Annotated in this window: 19 protein-coding genes and 1 tRNA gene; 18 read left to right on the top strand and 2 right to left on the bottom strand. The window is 45.5% G+C overall.

What is annotated here, in order from left to right; translation table 11 throughout:
* Positions 1-169: 169 nt before the first annotated feature.
* The 3 genes from MKY35_RS26305 (at position 170) to MKY35_RS26295 (ending at position 1,502) form a co-directional block, all read left to right on the top strand.
* The gene (locus tag MKY35_RS26305) at positions 170-1,120 is read left to right on the top strand and encodes a mechanosensitive ion channel family protein (RefSeq protein WP_322251702.1); all 951 of its coding nucleotides are present in this window, start codon (positions 170-172) and stop codon (positions 1,118-1,120) included.
* Positions 1,110-1,334 (top strand): DUF951 domain-containing protein, encoded by a 225-nt coding sequence (locus MKY35_RS26300; protein WP_342445259.1) that lies wholly within the window; start codon positions 1,110-1,112, stop codon positions 1,332-1,334. Before MKY35_RS26305 ends, MKY35_RS26300 begins: the two co-directional genes overlap by 11 nt.
* A 77-nt stretch (positions 1,335-1,411) precedes the next feature.
* Positions 1,412-1,502 (top strand) — tRNA-Ser (locus MKY35_RS26295).
* 217 nt (positions 1,503-1,719) lie between these two features.
* Here the strand turns inward: MKY35_RS26295 and MKY35_RS26290 are convergent.
* Both MKY35_RS26290 and MKY35_RS26285 read right to left on the bottom strand, forming a co-directional pair.
* On the bottom strand, positions 1,720-2,037 hold the full coding sequence (locus MKY35_RS26290) for a hypothetical protein (protein ID WP_029518959.1): 318 nt from the start codon (positions 2,035-2,037) through the stop codon (positions 1,720-1,722).
* Between the two features lie 366 nt (positions 2,038-2,403).
* The gene (locus MKY35_RS26285; protein WP_029518958.1) at positions 2,404-2,598 is read right to left on the bottom strand and encodes a YjzC family protein; all 195 of its coding nucleotides are present in this window, start codon (positions 2,596-2,598) and stop codon (positions 2,404-2,406) included.
* A gap of 318 nt (positions 2,599-2,916) precedes the next feature.
* Between MKY35_RS26285 and rpsF the strand changes: the two genes are divergently transcribed.
* From rpsF to rplI, 15 genes are all read left to right on the top strand, one after another.
* Positions 2,917-3,201 (top strand): 30S ribosomal protein S6, encoded by a 285-nt coding sequence (gene rpsF / locus MKY35_RS26280; protein WP_013312802.1) that lies wholly within the window; start codon positions 2,917-2,919, stop codon positions 3,199-3,201.
* A 48-nt stretch (positions 3,202-3,249) separates the two neighbouring features.
* Positions 3,250-3,741, top strand: coding sequence for a single-stranded DNA-binding protein (gene ssb, locus MKY35_RS26275; protein WP_328801368.1), 492 nt, complete (start codon positions 3,250-3,252; stop codon positions 3,739-3,741).
* A gap of 21 nt (positions 3,742-3,762) precedes the next feature.
* Entirely contained in the window at positions 3,763-4,035 is a 273-nt protein-coding gene (gene rpsR, locus MKY35_RS26270; RefSeq protein WP_013312800.1) for a 30S ribosomal protein S18, read from the top strand.
* A gap of 523 nt (positions 4,036-4,558) precedes the next feature.
* Positions 4,559-6,298 (top strand): ABC transporter substrate-binding protein, encoded by a 1,740-nt coding sequence (locus MKY35_RS26265; protein WP_342445258.1) that lies wholly within the window; start codon positions 4,559-4,561, stop codon positions 6,296-6,298.
* A 68-nt stretch (positions 6,299-6,366) separates the two neighbouring features.
* Entirely contained in the window at positions 6,367-7,329 is a 963-nt protein-coding gene (locus MKY35_RS26260; RefSeq protein ID WP_250241375.1) for an ABC transporter permease, read from the top strand.
* Positions 7,330-7,340: 11 nt separating this feature from the next.
* Positions 7,341-8,264 (top strand): oligopeptide ABC transporter permease, encoded by a 924-nt coding sequence (opp4C, locus tag MKY35_RS26255; RefSeq protein ID WP_322251699.1) that lies wholly within the window; start codon positions 7,341-7,343, stop codon positions 8,262-8,264.
* A 13-nt stretch (positions 8,265-8,277) separates the two neighbouring features.
* Entirely contained in the window at positions 8,278-9,261 is a 984-nt protein-coding gene (locus MKY35_RS26250; RefSeq protein ID WP_069012451.1) for an ABC transporter ATP-binding protein, read from the top strand.
* Positions 9,258-10,223, top strand: coding sequence for a dipeptide ABC transporter ATP-binding protein (locus MKY35_RS26245; protein WP_342445257.1), 966 nt, complete (start codon positions 9,258-9,260; stop codon positions 10,221-10,223). The genes MKY35_RS26250 and MKY35_RS26245 overlap by 4 nt, the downstream gene beginning before the upstream one ends.
* A gap of 158 nt (positions 10,224-10,381) precedes the next feature.
* Positions 10,382-11,323: a D-alanyl-D-alanine carboxypeptidase family protein gene (locus MKY35_RS26240; protein WP_340933807.1), complete on the top strand. Its 942-nt coding sequence runs from the start codon at positions 10,382-10,384 to the stop codon at positions 11,321-11,323.
* Positions 11,324-11,558: 235 nt separating this feature from the next.
* Positions 11,559-12,617, top strand: a complete 1,059-nt coding sequence (locus MKY35_RS26235; RefSeq protein ID WP_342445256.1) for an LCP family protein — start codon at positions 11,559-11,561, stop codon at positions 12,615-12,617.
* A gap of 45 nt (positions 12,618-12,662) precedes the next feature.
* On the top strand, positions 12,663-13,091 hold the full coding sequence (locus MKY35_RS26230) for a CBS domain-containing protein (RefSeq protein ID WP_342445255.1): 429 nt from the start codon (positions 12,663-12,665) through the stop codon (positions 13,089-13,091).
* Between the two features lie 121 nt (positions 13,092-13,212).
* Positions 13,213-13,515 (top strand): MazG-like family protein, encoded by a 303-nt coding sequence (locus tag MKY35_RS26225; protein ID WP_013312791.1) that lies wholly within the window; start codon positions 13,213-13,215, stop codon positions 13,513-13,515.
* A gap of 5 nt (positions 13,516-13,520) precedes the next feature.
* The gene (locus tag MKY35_RS26220; RefSeq protein ID WP_209950128.1) at positions 13,521-14,438 is read left to right on the top strand and encodes a DUF2232 domain-containing protein; all 918 of its coding nucleotides are present in this window, start codon (positions 13,521-13,523) and stop codon (positions 14,436-14,438) included.
* Between the two features lie 11 nt (positions 14,439-14,449).
* Positions 14,450-16,438 carry a DHH family phosphoesterase gene (locus tag MKY35_RS26215; protein WP_342445254.1) on the top strand — a complete coding sequence of 663 codons (1,989 nt, stop codon included), beginning with the start codon at positions 14,450-14,452 and terminating at the stop codon, positions 16,436-16,438.
* Complete coding sequence (rplI, locus tag MKY35_RS26210) at positions 16,435-16,878, top strand: 50S ribosomal protein L9 (protein WP_013312788.1); 444 nt, start codon at positions 16,435-16,437, stop codon at positions 16,876-16,878. Before MKY35_RS26215 ends, rplI begins: the two co-directional genes overlap by 4 nt.
* Position 16,879 lies beyond the last annotated feature (1 nt).

Genomic DNA, 16,879 nt, shown 5'->3' with positions numbered 1-16,879 from the left:
ATTTATGCTCAAGATAGTAGCTAGTATATGGATAAACTTGTGCTTTTATACTCGAAGGAAGTAGATTATTCATAGCCATATGTTTGAAGTCAGTAGATAAGCCTATATAGTAGGAAATAGAATTCGGGAAGCAGGAAGAGTAGTTCCCTTGTTTAAGGAGGAGTACAGCATGACCTTTATACATTGGTTGACCGATAATTTAGACACGGGTGACGTAGTGAAAGGTGCAATTCACTGGAAGGATGCTGTATGGAAATGGCTTACCGATAGTGCGATGTGGTCGACCTTTTTGTTTGTAATTTTGAAAATCGCGATTATTTTTATCATCACACGTATCTTTATTCGAGTTATTAATAAAATTATAGATAAGTCAATGCAACAAAAGGGAGATAACGGCAGGTTTCGATTGAACACAAGGCGGTTAACAACTGTTGGGGAATTACTGAAAAACGTAACCAATATTGTATTTAATTTCATTTTAATTATGCTGGTGCTATCGCAAATGGGCATTAATCTTGGCCCTCTGATTGCTGGAGCTGGAGTGCTTGGATTGGCCGTTGGTTTTGGGGCACAGAGCTTGGTTAAGGATGTAATTACCGGATTTTTTATTATTTTTGAGGATCAATTTGCCGTAGGAGATGTCATTCAGACAGGTACTTTCAAGGGTACAGTGGAAATGATCGGGCTGCGTACAACCAGACTGGTGAGCTGGAAAGGTGAGGTGTACATTTTACCGAATGGCTCAATTACAACGGTAACAAACTTCTCCATGTCCAACGCGTTGGCGGTAGTGGATGTGCCAATGAAGGCCGAGCGTAGCCTGGAGGAAGCAGTTGGCTTGGTAAAACAGGCAATCCAAGGCATTGAAGAATCCAATGTACAGATACTTAATATACCGGATGTGTTAGGGGTTCAGTCCATGACCACCTCAGAGTATATTGTGCGTGTTGTGGCAGAATGTATGCCGAATACAGGGGCCGTGGTAGAGCGTGATATTCAGAATAACATCAAGAAGGCTCTGGAGGATGAGGAACATCGTCAGGCGGCATTGGAGACGGCGATAACCCTAGACAAAGAAGACGAACAAGGAAGAAAAGGGGGAGAGAAGGGTGGAGCGTAAGTCATTTGAACTAGGGGACATTGTACAGATGAAGAAGCCCCATCCGTGTGGAACGAATGAAATGGAAATTATCCGCATGGGGATGGATATTCGAATCAAATGTGTCGGTTGCCAGCATAGTGTGCTGATTCCGCGTGCCAAGTTCGAAAAAAACATGAAGAAAGTGCTGCGATCAAAGGTCAACGCCGACGAGCAAAACACAGAAGCAAATTGAGCCAAGAAAGATGAATGGCGATGAACCAGAATCAGCTTGCGTCACAGTTGCAATGATGATATAATTATCCTTGCTGCGGAAAGGTACCCAAGAGGTCTAAGGGGGCTGACTCGAAATCAGTTAGGCGTCGCAAGGCGTGCGTGGGTTCGACTCCCACTCTTTCCGCCACTAACTTCATTAAATAAACCAATCTCTTACGTCTGTGACGTAGGGGATTTTTTGTTTTTGGAATAAAAGGTCAACAGATTGTGATAAAGTGAGCACTAAGATAAACCATGAGGGTAAAGGAAGAAACGATTACAAATCTATTGGGATGAATAAGGCGTTATAACAAAAAAATGCTCCTGACAGCGGGGAAATTATTGCCGTTAGGAGCACTCTTTTGTTATAGCTGGTTAGGCGGGTAATGATAGCGTTTTGTTTTTTTTGAGCCAGAGATCATCAGAAGGATCGCCGCAATCAAATGGAGAGCCCAGCCCACAAAGGGTATCCAGGCCAGCAAAGAAGTGAGTACTCCCCATACAGAGCCGTAGATCGCCTCCTGATTGCGTAACGATAGGATAAGTGTTACTGCATGCAGGATAAGCATAAATCCCAGAGCCGAGTAGCCGGTCCCCATGACAATAGCTCCCCCCACAATTGGTACGGCAAGCACCAATTCGAATATACCTGATATCCACTTTAATATTCGAGAATAGCTCATCTTTAAACCTCCGTAGATAGTAGGTCTTTGTACTTGGATATATTCTAGCAGAAGGAGCTCAATTAATCTGCATTTTACCAGGATATGCAAAAAGTCCGATAATGCAACAAAGGAGGACCACAAAGGTCCTCCATCGTAGGCGATACATTTTTAACAGGATACGATCTGTCCAATCACATCATGAAACTCGGTGTACTGACCAGCAATACCGTGTTGAAAAGACAGTGTCCTTTTACACAAACCTAACGCTTCTAATGCCCGGAATGGATCTCCTAACAGTTTGTCCGGCTACGTCGTCCAACGGAACCACACCTCTCTGTTGTATCGCCTAATCATAATATGGCCAGGATTCCGGAGAAATATACATTAGTGGACACGAGCTTTCGTTTTTTTCTTCCATTTACGATTATGGTTGGTGGTCTCCGGAAAAGAGTCGCCTCTTTCCAGCGTTACTTGTTGCGGGTTTTGAATTTCAGTATGGAAGCTTTTTTCTCCGACCTCCATATATACGCCGTCGTTTGGGACGTTATCCCCTGGTTCGAACTCAGTCTTTTCACCCATACGGTGGTACCTCCTTAGATAAATGAATTTGGACTGCAACGGTTATTGTGCGCTGTCTTGAACAGAAACATGCGAAACCGGGTATACAGATAGTGAGTGAATCAAATGATTTCCTTTATATATGCGAAAATTTCGGTATTATATAAAATTGTATAAAGCTGATGATATGCAGTGTGTTTAGCTGTTTTAGGCTTATGTTTCGAATTTGTAGGTTGCATTCAGTTGTTGGATTTGGTAAACTGTTTTAGTGCGAGTTTAGGCTCGTTCCTTGCTCTCAACTGAGATTGAGGGCCTTATGTCCATAAGGAGGTGTAAAGAATGCGCAAATATGAAGCGATGTATATTATTCGTCCTGACATTGAACAAGAAGCTGTTCAAGCGACAGTCGATAAATTCCAAGGTATCATCTCTAACGGCGGTGGCGAAATTACGAGTCACGATGTAACTAAACGCCGTCTTGCGTATGAGATCAAGAAATTCCGTGATGGTTCTTTCGTTCTGGTAAACTTCACAGCAGAACCTGCTGTTGTTACTGAGCTTGAGCGTATCATGAAAATTTCTGACGAAGTAATTCGTTATCTCATTACGAACGACGTAGCTTAATTATTGTACGTGATTATGTAAGAACAACGCTCAAAGGAGGGGATTGGATTGTTGAACCGTGTCATTCTGATCGGTCGTTTGACCAAAGATCCAGAGCTGCGCTATACACCGTCTGGTGTAGCAGTAACCCAGTTCACCCTGGCTGTAGACCGTCCGTTTACGAGTCAAGGCGGCGAACGGGAAGCGGATTTCTTGCCGATCGTAACCTGGCGTCAGCTTGCTGAAACATGTGCTAACTATCTTCGCAAAGGTCGTTTAACGGCTGTTGAAGGCCGTGTTCAGGTGCGTAATTATGAGAACAATGAAGGAAAACGTGTATACGTGACTGAAATTGTAGCTGATAATGTGCGTTTCTTGGAATCTAACCGCGATGGCGGTAACGGTGGCGGCAATAGCGGTGGGGCTACGCGTGAGGAGTCTCCTTTCGGAGGCGGTAACAGCAATAGTGGACGCGGGAATAATAACTCGCGAAACAATCAGGATCCTTTTTCCGATGACGGAAAACCGATCGATATTTCGGATGATGATTTACCATTTTAATTGGGAAAGGACTGACAAAGAATGGGCTTCAGACAAAGAGAAGGCGGAGACGATAACAAAAGACCAGCTCGTCGTGGTGGTCGCAACAAACGTCGTAAAGTATGTTTCTTCACTGTGAACAAAATTACTCACATTGACTATAAAGATACAGACCTGCTTAAAAAATTCATCAGCGAACGTGGAAAAATTCTTCCTCGTCGTGTGACTGGAACAAGTGCGAAATATCAACGTATGTTGACAATCGCTGTTAAACGTTCCCGTCAAATCGCATTGCTTCCTTACACTACTGAATAGTAGTGGGTGGAAAAAAAGACGTTCCCGATCCCGGGAGCGTCTTTTTTCGTGATTTTTTATATTGACAACAAGTCCCATCTATTGTAACTTACTAATAATACAATCCATGTTTACCCATAAACGATAGTATACCTTTTAATGGCTTGTGAAATTGCAAGCTCCCCAACTCGCCAGAGTAAATATTTCGGCACTCTGAAATGTTATTTTATATTACATGAAGTCCTGTTTTTTGTCATTTTCCACAAGTAAAATTCATAAACTTTACATAAATAGATGTTTTGCATTTGTATATTACATAAAAAAAGATATTGACGTGATATTATTTTACACTTAAGATAAACCTTAATAAAAATGTAATGGTTGTTAGTACACAAAATTGACCAGAGGTCTAAAACACGCGTTTACGTTATTAGGACAGTAAGGAGGATGTGCAAACTTCATTTTCAAACCTCAAGCTTTAACGAATTACCGCAGGAATGAGACAGGCTGTTAAATAAAGAACCGACTAAGGGGGATTAACAGGATGATGCAGACGAAGAAATGGGTTTCTTTGCTTATGATGCTTACAATCGTTGGTGTTCTGTTTGCAGGATGTAGCGGAGGTGCCAATGAGGCACAGCCACAGGAAGGCAATGCGGGCAATAAAACAGAGGGAAATGAAGCAAGTGCACCTGTTACAGAGGGCGTTATTAAAGCAACTGATCTGTCGCAAAATCCTCCGGGAGCGACGAATCGGAAAGATAACATTGTAGTAGGTATGACATCACCTAAAGGGGTATTCAACCCGCTATTCTGGCAAACAACTTATGATTTATATGTGGTCAGAACAGTATTTGATTCCTTCTTACAGGTGAAGGCAGATGGTACATATGAAAATAGTTTGGCTGAAAAGGTTGATGTATCGCCGGATGGTCTAAAATACACATTCCATCTGAAACCAGGCGTGAAGTATAGTGATGGCACGCCAGTAACCGTAAAGGATTATGCTTTTGTCCTCAAGGTACTGCATGATCCGAATTATGATGGAGAAACGGATGTTTTATCTTTTAAGATTAAAGGCGGTAAAGAATATCACGATGGCAAGGCGAATGATATCTCGGGTATCAAGGTCATTGATGATAACACGGTAGAGGTAACGGTTACAGAAGCAACAGCGTATACAAAGGATTTTCTGGGTGAGCAATACTTTATGCCAGAAGCTTATTATGGAAAAGGATTCAAAAAGGGTAACCTGGACAGCATCAAGGCGCTTAATAATAAACCAATCGGCTCCGGGCAGTATGTGCTGAAAAGCTTCTCTCCGGGTCAGCAAGTCGTTCTTGAAGCGAATCCAAACTACTTCAAGGGCGCACCTAAGGTGAAATCGGTTATTTTCAAAACAACAACACAAGAAACGAACCTGTCTATGCTGCAAACGGGCGAAACGGACATGGACAACATCACAGTTACGGAAGACAATGTAGAGGAATTAAAGGCTCTAGGCTTCTTGGACGTGAATATTATGCCGACAAATGGCTATGGATATATAGCGTTTAATCACAAGGAAAAGAAATTTCAGGACCCTAAAGTACGTCAGGCTTTAACTATTGGGTTAAACCGCAAGGAGATTGTGCAGGGCGTGTATGGTCCATATGCGAATGTTATTAACATTCCACAATCTACAGAATCTTGGTCTTATACGGATGAAGGTATCAACAAATATGAATTTGATACAGCTAAGGCGAAGGCTTTGCTGGATGAGGCAGGCTGGAAGGTTGGTGCTGACGGAATTCGCGAAAAGGGCGGAGAAAAGCTGACCATTAACTTCTCTGCGACTGCTGATAATCCAGTTGTAGAGGCCTTGCTACCGATCATGTCCAATAACTATAAGGAGCTAGGCATCAAGCTGACTTCCGAAACTTTAGATTTTAACGCCATTATGGATAAGAAGGATACGGGCAAGTTCGATATGTTCTTCGCGGCTTGGGGCTTAACTCCAGACCCGGATACAACAACTTTTATTACGAATGGTGCACAAAATGATATCGGCTATTCCAATAAGAAGGTCGATGAACTAACGCTTGCTGGTAAGCATGAGCTGGATCAAGAGAAACGCAAACAGATTTACAAACAGCTCTATCAAGAATTGAACAAAGATCTGCCAACTATTTTTATGTACCAACGCAGAGATATGTGGCCAGTTAATGGACGTGTATCTGGCTTAGAAATTACGCCATACAAAGATTTCGAGTTCACTCTGCATAACGCTCAGATCGCTCAATAAGGGTTGCCAAACGTATGCTCAGCTCTCACGAGCTGGGCATATCACTTTATTCGTCTGGAGGAATGAATATGAAGCAGTACATTATTCGAAGACTGCTGCAACTCATCCCCACACTTATTGGCATATCCATTATCGTATTTGCGATTTCAGCCATGGTGCCGGGTGATTATATTACAGCCAAGCAGAACCCAAATATGACCGCCGAAAAGGCGCAGCAGCTACGACATATCTACGGGCTGGATAAACCGGAATACCAACGCTATTTTATATGGGCCGGTAATATGTTAAAGGGGAATATGGGGGATTCATTACAGCATAAGCAGCCGGTAACGAAGGTCATTGGCAATTATGTATGGAACTCATTTATTATCGCTTTTTTTAGTCTTATTTTTAGCTGGTTGATTGCGGTTATTGCAGGGGTATTTTCAGCCAAGTTCCAATACTCGTTATTCGATAAGTTTGTCACATTATTCATTTTCTTATGTATGTCGCTGCCTTCATTTTTTATTGGTCTATTGGTCATCAAAATATTTGCCCTGGAGTGGGGGGTTCTCCCGGTTGGGGGCATGACCACAGCAGGGATGGAGCCAGGCTCATGGGCTTATATGGTGGATGTTCTCAAGCATATGTTCCTGCCGACACTTGTACTTACGATGCTGAGCACAGGAAGCCTGACCCGGTATTTCCGTACAGGCATGTTGGAGGTCATTCGTCAGGATTATATTCGTACCGCACGCGCCAAAGGCTTGAAGGAACGGACAGTTATTTTCAAGCACGCACTGCGCAATGCACTGATTCCAGCCATCACACTACTCGGCTTCGAGCTTCCGGCCTTATTTGGCGGGGCGATGATTCTGGAGAAGGTATTTGTGTGGCCGGGTGTGGGTCAGGTTTATCTGGAGTCGATCAGTATGCGGGATTATCCGTTTATGTTGGGCTTCACGATTTTCTTAGCGTTACTTACGCTTATCGGTAATTTGCTCTCTGATGTATTGTATGGCATGGCAGATCCAAGAATTCGCTTGAAGTAGGAGGGATACTATTGTCCGCAGAAACAGTCACGATTGAAACGAATCAAAAGGCGGCGATCCGTCCTGAAGCGTCTCCATGGAGAATCGCCGTTCGCCGTTTTAACCAAAACCGTCTGGCTTTGGCTGGTCTCGTTATATTAATTCTGATGGTTGTCATTTGTAGTTTTGGACCGATGATTTCACCTTATCATTTAGATGATTACAGGCTAGCTGACAAAAATTTATCGCCTAATGCTAAGTACTGGCTCGGTACGGATAAGTTTGGTAGAGATATTTTGCTGCGTACAATGCTGGCTGGCCGTATTTCCTTGACGGTAGGGCTGGTCGCCACGTTTATTTCGGTCATGATCGGCGCAACGCTGGGTGCGCTGGCAGGGTTTTATCGTAAAGGCGTGGATACGGTTATTATGCGGATTGCCGATATTTTCATGGCACTCCCTACATTACCGCTGCTTATTATTTTAGGTGCTGTTCTGTCGGATTTGAAGGTCGATCCGTCGAAACGCATTTATTTTCTGATGCTCATTATCGGGGTCCTGAGCTGGACTAGCCTGTCCCGTCTGGTCAGAGGGCAGATTCTTACGCTGCGTGAACAGGAGTTCATGCAGGCGACGGAAGCGCTAGGCTTGAGAGACCGTCGCAAAATATTCCGACATCTGCTGCCGAACACGATTCCTACCATTATTGTTACGGCTACGCTTGGAGTAGCGGGTGCGATTATTACAGAATCTGCGCTCAGCTACTTGGGAATCGGTGTTGTGCCGCCCACACCTTCGTGGGGGAATATGATATCGGCTGCGAATAACCTAATTGACTTCCGCAAACGGCCTTGGATATGGGTTCCACCGGGAATGTGTATTCTCATTACAGTTGTAGCGATTAACCTGATTGGCGACGGTTTGCGTGACGCACTAGACCCTAAAATGAAGAAGTAGGAGACGAACGTTTATGAAAAATGCTTTGATTGAATTTCGTAACCTGAAAACCCACTTTCATACCTCTAGCGGAACTGTCAAAGCGGTCAATGACGTCAGTTTTAAAATTCGTGAGGGTGAAACGCTCTGTGTGGTAGGGGAATCTGGCTGCGGTAAGAGTGTAACAGCGATGACGATGATGCGGCTGATTGATTCTCCCCACACCTCAGACGGTGAAATCTGGTTTGAGGGCAAAAACCTCTTAACGCTTAATAAAGGTCAAATGCAGCAGATTCGCGGCAATGACATTTCGATTATTTTTCAGGAGCCCATGTCTTCTCTGAATCCCGTGCTTACGATTGGGGAACAGATCACGGAGCCATTGCTGATGCATACATTAATGAGTAAAAGAGAAGCACATGCTCGGGCAATTGAGCTGATTAATTTGGTGGGGATTTCACGATCGGAAGAAATATTTCATTCCTATCCTCATGAGTTGAGTGGCGGTATGCGCCAGCGGATCATGATTGCCATCGCATTAAGCTGTAATCCGAAGTTGTTGATTGCGGATGAACCAACAACGGCACTGGATGTTACGATTCAGGCACAGATTCTGGATTTAATGCGGGATTTGAAAGATAAGCTTAAAACCTCCATTATGCTCATCACGCACGACTTAGGCGTTGTGGCAGAAATGGCTGACTATGTGGTCGTTATGTATGCTGGAAACGTCATTGAAGAGGCGCCTGTCATTGAGCTGTTTAAAAATCCGCAGCATCCATATACTCAAGGCTTACTAAAGGCGAAGCCCGTCATTAATCAGAAAATGGATCGACTGTATTCCATCCCAGGACAGGTTCCAAACCCGATTGAGTTGGGGGAAAATTGTCATTTTCATGATCGGTGCTCCCATTGTATGCAAATTTGCAAGGATCAGGCTCCTCCCTTGAATGAAAAGGAGAATGGTCATAAGGTTGCCTGCTGGCTATATGAGAAAGAAGGAGGGCAACGGATATGAGCGAGCCTTTGATTCAAGTGGAAGGGCTGAAAAAGTATTTCCCGATCACAGGCGGGATTTTTCAGCGTACTGTCGGACATGTGAAAGCAGTCGATGATGTATCCTTTAACATTCATAAGGGTGAATCCTTCGGTCTGGTAGGAGAATCGGGTTGCGGCAAAAGTACGATTGGACGAACAATTCTCAGATTGATGGATAAGACAGAGGGATCGGTACGATATAAAGGAGAAGACTTGCATGCGTTAAACAAAGAGCAGATTCGTGCGCTTCGTCCGAAGTTGCAAATCGTCTTTCAGGACCCTTTTAGCTCACTGAATCCGAGAATTAAGGTCGGTGAAGCCATTGGAGAGGCGTTGCTGGATCACGGGTTGATTGATCGTAGTGAGCTGCGGAAGAAGGTCAATGAAACGCTGAATATTTGCGGACTGTCCTCGTATCATTATGATCGGTATCCGCATGAGTTCTCTGGCGGTCAGCGCCAGCGGATCGGGATTGCACGGGCTTTGATTTTGAATCCTGATTTTATTGTGGCTGACGAGCCGGTATCTGCTCTGGATGTGTCTATTCAGGCCCAGATCATTAATTTGTTAAGTGATTTGCAGCAGGAACGCCAATTGACCTATCTGTTCATCTCGCATGATCTAAGTGTAGTCGAGCATCTGTGTAGCCGGATTGGTGTGATGTATCTGGGTTCAATGGTAGAGCTTTCCTCCAAGGAGGAACTGTTCAGTAATCCGCTGCATCCGTACACGAAGGCACTGCTATCGGCAGTACCAATTCCCGATCCCACGATCAAGAGACAACGGATTGTGTTGAAAGGAGACATCCCATCTCCGGCCAATCCGCCTTCAGGATGCAAGTTTCATACACGTTGTCCTATGGCAGAAGCGCGTTGTAAAGCAGAGACTCCAGTCTATCGAGATGCGGGCGATCACCATTTCGTAGCCTGTCACTTTGCCTAAAACATATAATTAGGAAGCAAAATATCCGTCATCCTTAAAGCAGGATTGACGGATATTTTGGCGTGGAATAAAAAAGGTAAAAAAATTGTATCTTTTTTTCGAAAAATTGCAGACAAAATGGATTTTTCATCGTCTAATAGAGTATGGAGGTTATTACGATGATGAAAAAACACTGGATACGTTGGGCTATTGTCGTCCCGTTACTTATTATATTGATTTTTATTACACTTGGACCCCGCCTGTTGATCGGAAAGCCGAATGTGGATGCAGAGGCAGCGGTGCTGATGGACATGCATACTGGGGAATTGCTGATGGATGTGAACGGTGATACACCTATGCCTTCCGCAAATATGTCCAAGCTCATGACCGAGCTATTGGTGCTGGAGGATATTCGGGCCGGACGGTTAGGTTGGAATGATGAAGTGCGAATTAGCCGTTACGCGAGTACGGTGGGTGGTGTAAATCTGTCTCTTCGGTATGGTGAAAGGATGACCGTATCCGAGTTGTTCCAGAGTATGGTTGTGTATTCAGCGAATGATGCCGCTGTTGCGTTAGCCGAGCGTTCAGCAGGGAATGAATCAGCTTTTGTGAAGCGTATGAATGGAAAAGCTGCCCAAATAGGGTTGTCATCCGATAGTCGCTTCAGCAATGCCTCGGGGGCAGGTCAGAGTGAATTGGGGCCCAATCACCCTGAGGATATTCGGGGCGAAACGAAAATGACAGCAAGCGACACGGCGAAGTTGGCCTCCTATTTAATTACGTCACACCCGGAGATTTTGAGAACGTCCAGCCGTACGCAGATGGAGTTGAAGGATAAAGGCATCTACATTAGTAATACGAACTGGATGCTGCCTTCCTTGGCTGGACCGTACTCTTACGCGGGAACAGACGGACTGAAAGCAGGGTACACAAGCGATGCTGGATACTGCTTCACGGGTACCGCTGAGCAGCATGGAAGACGGCTAGTTGCTGTGGTGCTGGGTGCTCCGAGCAAGGAAGAGCGTTTTGAGCAGACCCGGAGGTTGTTCGATTATGGTTTTGCCCTGTCGACTTCTTTTCCGGTGCGACTACAAAATTTGGCGAAACTGGCTCCACATTAAGGGGGAAATGACTTTGAAAGCTACATAGGATACGAATAAAAACATGAATTGGGGCTTTGACCGTGAGGTCGAGGCCCTTTTTGGTATGAATTCGAGGAGCTGACCACGCCATGACACTTTTGACAACAAGGTAGCAGACCTTTTATGCTTTGAGGGGAAGTTTTCGCTTCATGAGGGATCAATTCGGTTTAATGAAGAGATGGGATTTGTGACGGAAAGAAGGAAGGTACCGGTTATGGAGAGAAGACATAGGAGAAGGACCCGTGGAAAGACCAAAAAGAAAAAGAGGTTTACCGCTCTATATATTTCATGTATTGTTTTACTTTTGATTGCAGTGGGAGGCTACCTGTTCCGCAAACAGCTGACATTGGTGGCTTTTGATTGGTTTGTATCACCGACGTTGGAAAGCAAGCTGGAGAAATCCTATCAGCCCCGACAATCCGGGGAACAGCAGCAGCAAGAGACAGTAGCTTACCGTAAGGAACCCTTTTCGGTGCTGTTACTGGGTACGGATCAAAGGCCCAATGAAAAGGCGCGTGGTCGCTCGGATACGGTTATGTATGCGGTAGTACGGCCCGCGGAATCGCGTGTGCTTTTGGTTTCCATTCCAAGGGATACGTACGTACAGATTGCCGGACATGATCCGAATCGCGATGGCGAGGATGATTTTGATAAGTTGGGGCATGCTTATGCGTTCGGAGGCGAAGATATGTCCATGGCTACAGTAGAGAAGTTGATGGAGCATAAGGCCGATTATTATGCTACGATTAATTTCCAGGGTATTCAGGATGCGGTGAATGCAGTGGGTGGAGTTGTGCTTCCAATCGACAAGCCCATTGAGAATAAGAGTCCGCTGCATATCAAGTTCCGTATTGAGGCGGGCAAGCCGCTTTATAATGGTGAGGAAGCCATGTATTATGTTAGATATCGGGAAGATAGCGACTTCAACCGTACCAAACGGCAGCAAATTTTCTTGAACGCTATGGCGGATAAGCTGCTGAATATCAACGGAATTACCAAGATTCCGGAGTTGCTCGATATTATGGGAGCCAATTTCAAAACCGACATGGAACCTGCTTTTATTACTGGGCTTGGCAAGCAGGCTATTTCACAGGGGAATCCGCAAATTTCAAGTTTTACGATTACGGGGGAAGGGTTCAAGAAGAAGGGCCTGTATTATGACCGGGCTAATGAACAGGAACTTGAATATGCCAGACTCATGATTGCCAACTGGCTAGATTCCGATACAACCCCGCAGACGCTGAGGCTTCCCGACAAGCAGGACATTCAGTGAATAATCAATTGATTTATATTTGATTTTGAGGGGGATTCGTTTCTCATGAATATCGCTTTTTTCTTGCTTCCCAAACAGGAAGTTGCTTGTGTAACGGCGGATGCTACTTTACGGCAAACGTTGGAACGGATGGAATATCACCGTTTTACAGCGGTTCCTATTTTAGATAAGGAAGGCAGATATACAGGTACGGTTACAGAAGGTGATCTGTTGTGGCATATGAAAGAGTCCGAGGGGAAAATCACCTTTGAAAACGCTTCTAAGTTTATGCTTAAGGACGTTCCGTTGCGGGTTACGATGAAGCCCGTGTCCATTAACGCTAACATGGAGGATTTAATCAATTTGGCTAAGGTACAGAACTTTGTGCCCGTTGTAGATGATATGGAACGGTTTATTGGCATTGTACGTCGCAGCCAGATTATTGAGTATTGTGAAAAATTTGTATCCAGGGAATCACTTAATACATCAAGCTAAAATAAGCAACAAAGATGCTCCGAAAATAACAATTTACCCTATGGGGTAACAGTTATTTTCAGAATAGGATATGCTATAATGGAGAATAAAGCTTTTTCAGAGGGGTGTGACTCTTCATCATATGCCTAAAGAAATGGATGTAGTTAAACGAGCCAAGGTTATTGAATGGCTTAAAACAGAGGTGCTGGACCAAGTCTCCCGTCTGTTTAAGGCAATGTGGGAAGGCAGTACAGCCCGCATTGGTGATTGCTTGGCGAGCTTAGTGATGAGCAGTTATATTTTGGGGAGGCGCCTTGGAGTGTCTTACCGTGAATTGGATGATCTACTCATCGACAAGCTAAGAAAGCACAGAAAAGAAGGACACCAGCTGGAGGATTGGTATCAGGACATTTCCGCACTGGAAGAACATATGCGTAAGAGGTGAAAACGTTGAAATTCCGCTTGGCAACTGTAGCATGGAGCGTCATTTATTTGCTTCTGCTGCTGACTCTATTGACACCATTAAGAATCATTACCGTATTTTTGCTGATTGTGCCTGGCGCTGTATTGTTTTCATCGCTGCCTTTCAAAGGATTTCTGGTCCACGTCATACCGGTGCTGCTCATTATAGCGCTACTCGATGTGTATTCGCTGCTCCCTGCGATTTATTTTCTGATTCCTTCAATCATGATGGGACGGATATATAAAAAGGGAGGACCTGCTTTTCAGGCGTTGATGACCGGAATGGGCATTATTTTAGCCGAGTTGTTGGTTGTTCTGTTTATCGCCACGTATTCCTTTGGGTTTGATCTTGCACAGTATCTTCGTGATCAGGCTGCGATATCGGCAAGTATTGTACAGCAGGTTTTGAGTGCTAATCCGATGTTTTCAAACATGAATTGGACGGCAGAGGATACGCAGAAACTCGGCACAATGCTGATTGGAAAAATTCCGTATGTGCTGATCGTGACCTCGTTCATATTGGCAGTGATAACGCATGCTTTGGCACGTCCGGCATTGAGCAGTCTCGATGTACCAGTACGCAAAATGAAGCCTGCCCGCGAGTGGAGGCTACCGCGCGCGCTGATCTGGTATTATCTGCTGGCAATTGTAATTGAATGGATAGCAGGGTCTTCCGATAGCGGCTGGATTCAAATGGTCTCCATTAGTATGTTGCCGCTGATTCATGCATGTTTTATTATCCAGACAATTGGTTTTGTATACTTCTGGACGCATAGCCGTAAAATGAGCCCGGTGATTGCGTTGCTGCTGTCGCTCGTCGTTCTGGTGTTCCAGCCGCTCCGCATTATAGGTATTATTGATTTGGCCTTTCCGCTGCGTGAAGCTATTACAAGATCAAAGAAATAGGGTGAACAGTCATGCCTAAATTTCTACAAAAACGCTGGCACGGCTATCAGACGGTCTGGGCGTTTTTGCTGCTGCTGGTCCTTGTCATATGTATTTCCATGTACAACTGGGAACTGGGTGTGATAGGACTGTTGCTGTCATTCTTGCTCGGCGGGCTGATGCTGAAGACGGAATTGGATTTTCGTCGGGAACTGAATCAATATATCAGCGGTCTTTCCTTCCGGATCAAGCGGGTGGAAGGGGAAGCGATTAGCACATTGCCGTTCGGCATCATTTTATACAGCGAAAATCGAACGGTAGAATGGCACAATCGGTTTGCCGGGGAGATGTTTGAGGAGCAATCGCTGATTGGTGAGTCTCTTCATGATTTGTTTCCTCAACTCGCAGGTGCCCTAAGCACCAAAAAGGAAACAAAGGAGCCTGCTCGTGAGCTGAAGGTGGAGCTACAGCATGATGAGCGTCATTATCAGTTTCTGATCGTGCCCGATGAGCGTCTGATATATTTGTATGAAGTAACGGATTTGGCGGTGCTACGCAAGCAGTATGAAAACGAGCGATTGGCGCTCGGTATCGTCATGCTCGATAATATGGACGAGGCTGCTCAGGGGATGGACGATCAGCAACGCACCGCGCTTATTGCGAAGGTGTCAAGCGAGATCACATCCTGGGCTAATCAGTACAATATTTATTTGCGTCGATTATCTTCTGAGCGTTATCTCATTATGCTAAATCATAAAGCGCTTCAGGAGCTGGAGCAAAGTCGATTCGTCATTCTGGATACCGTAAGGGAAATGACAGCGGATTTGAAAGTACCGATGACACTGAGTATTGGCTTGTCCTTCGGTGCAGAGAGCATCAAGGAGCTAGGCGAGCTGGCCCAGTCCAGTCTGGATATGGCGCTTGGACGTGGGGGCGATCAGGCAGCAGTGAAGGCAGGACAACGCCTGTCCTTTTACGGAGGCAAGTCCAATGCTGTCGAGAAGCGTACCAGAGTACGTGCCCGAGTCATTGCACATGCGTTGCGTGATCTGATGCAGGAGAGCGACCGCGTGCTGATCATGGGACACAAAATACCGGACATGGATGCGGTGGGAGCGGCCATCGGTGTGTGGAAGGCTGCTGCACTTTACAATGTAGAGGCACATATCGTACTGGATAAATCCAATCCGTCTATCGACCGAATGATGGAGCAGGTAAACAAGGATGAGAAGTTATCGCAAGCGCTCATGACGCCAGAGCAGTCGCTCCAGCTGATGACTGAGCACAGTCTGCTGGTCGTGGTGGACACGCACAAGGCCTCCATGACGATTGAGCCGCGTCTGGTGCAGACAGCTAGTCGGGTGGTGGTTGTCGACCATCATCGGCGGGGTGAGGAATTTATTAACGATTCGGTTCTGATCTACTTGGAGCCCTATGCGTCATCGGCCTGTGAGCTGGTGACCGAGCTGCTGCAATATATCCATGAGAAGGTCCAACTGACACCGCTGGAGGCAACATCACTGTTGGCAGGGATTACGGTGGATACCAAGCATTTTTCCCTGCATACAGGCTCGCGTACATTCGAGGCAGCCGGCTTTTTACGGCGTAGCGGAGCAGATACAGTAATGATCCAGCGCATGTTAAAAGAGGACCTGGATGAATATATTGCTAAGGCGGAAATTATTAAGCATGCTAAAATGATATATGGGCATATCGCAATTGCGGTAACTGAGCCCGGACAGAAAATACCGCAGCTCCTGATTGCTCAGGTGGCGGATTCATTACTCAATATGACGGATGTACTGGCCTCCTTTGTGGTCAGTGAACGTCCTGACGGCCTGGTGGGGATCAGCGCCCGTTCACTCGGACGCATGAACGTACAGGTCGTCATGGAACGGCTAGGCGGCGGAGGACATCTGACGAATGCGGCGGTTCAGCTGGATTGCCCGCTGGAGGAAGCTAAGCGCAGAGTGATCGACGTGCTGGCCGAAATTGATGGGGAAGAGGGGTTATTTGAATGAAAGTGATATTCATTAAAGATATGAAGGGCCAAGGCAAGAAGGGGCAAATTAAGGAAGTGTCGGACGGTTATGCAGCGAATTTCCTGTTGCCGCGTGGTGTTGCCCGTCCAGCGACAGAAGGAAATATGAAGACGCTGGAAAATCAGAATGCTGCTGAGGAAAAACGCAAGCAAGAGGAAAAGGAAGAGGCGCAAGCGCTCGGCAAAAAGCTGGAAGAGACAACGGTTCAGCTCAAAGCGAAGGCTGGTGAAGGTGGACGGCTGTTCGGCGCGATTACGAGCAAACAAATCGCGGAGGCAGTAGCTAAAACCGGCATCAAGCTGGATAAACGCAAAATTGAGCTGGAAGAACCGATTCGTACGTTGGGCGTGACTCAAATGACCGTTAAGCTTCATCCTGAGGTCAAAGCTACGCTGAAAGTACAGGTGACTGAAGAATAAT

Source organism: Paenibacillus sp. FSL L8-0638, from assembly GCF_038593075.1.
GTDB lineage: Bacteria > Bacillota > Bacilli > Paenibacillales > Paenibacillaceae > Paenibacillus > Paenibacillus polymyxa_D.
Note: the sequence above shows the minus strand (reverse complement) of the source record. Positions and strands in the feature narration are given on the sequence as shown.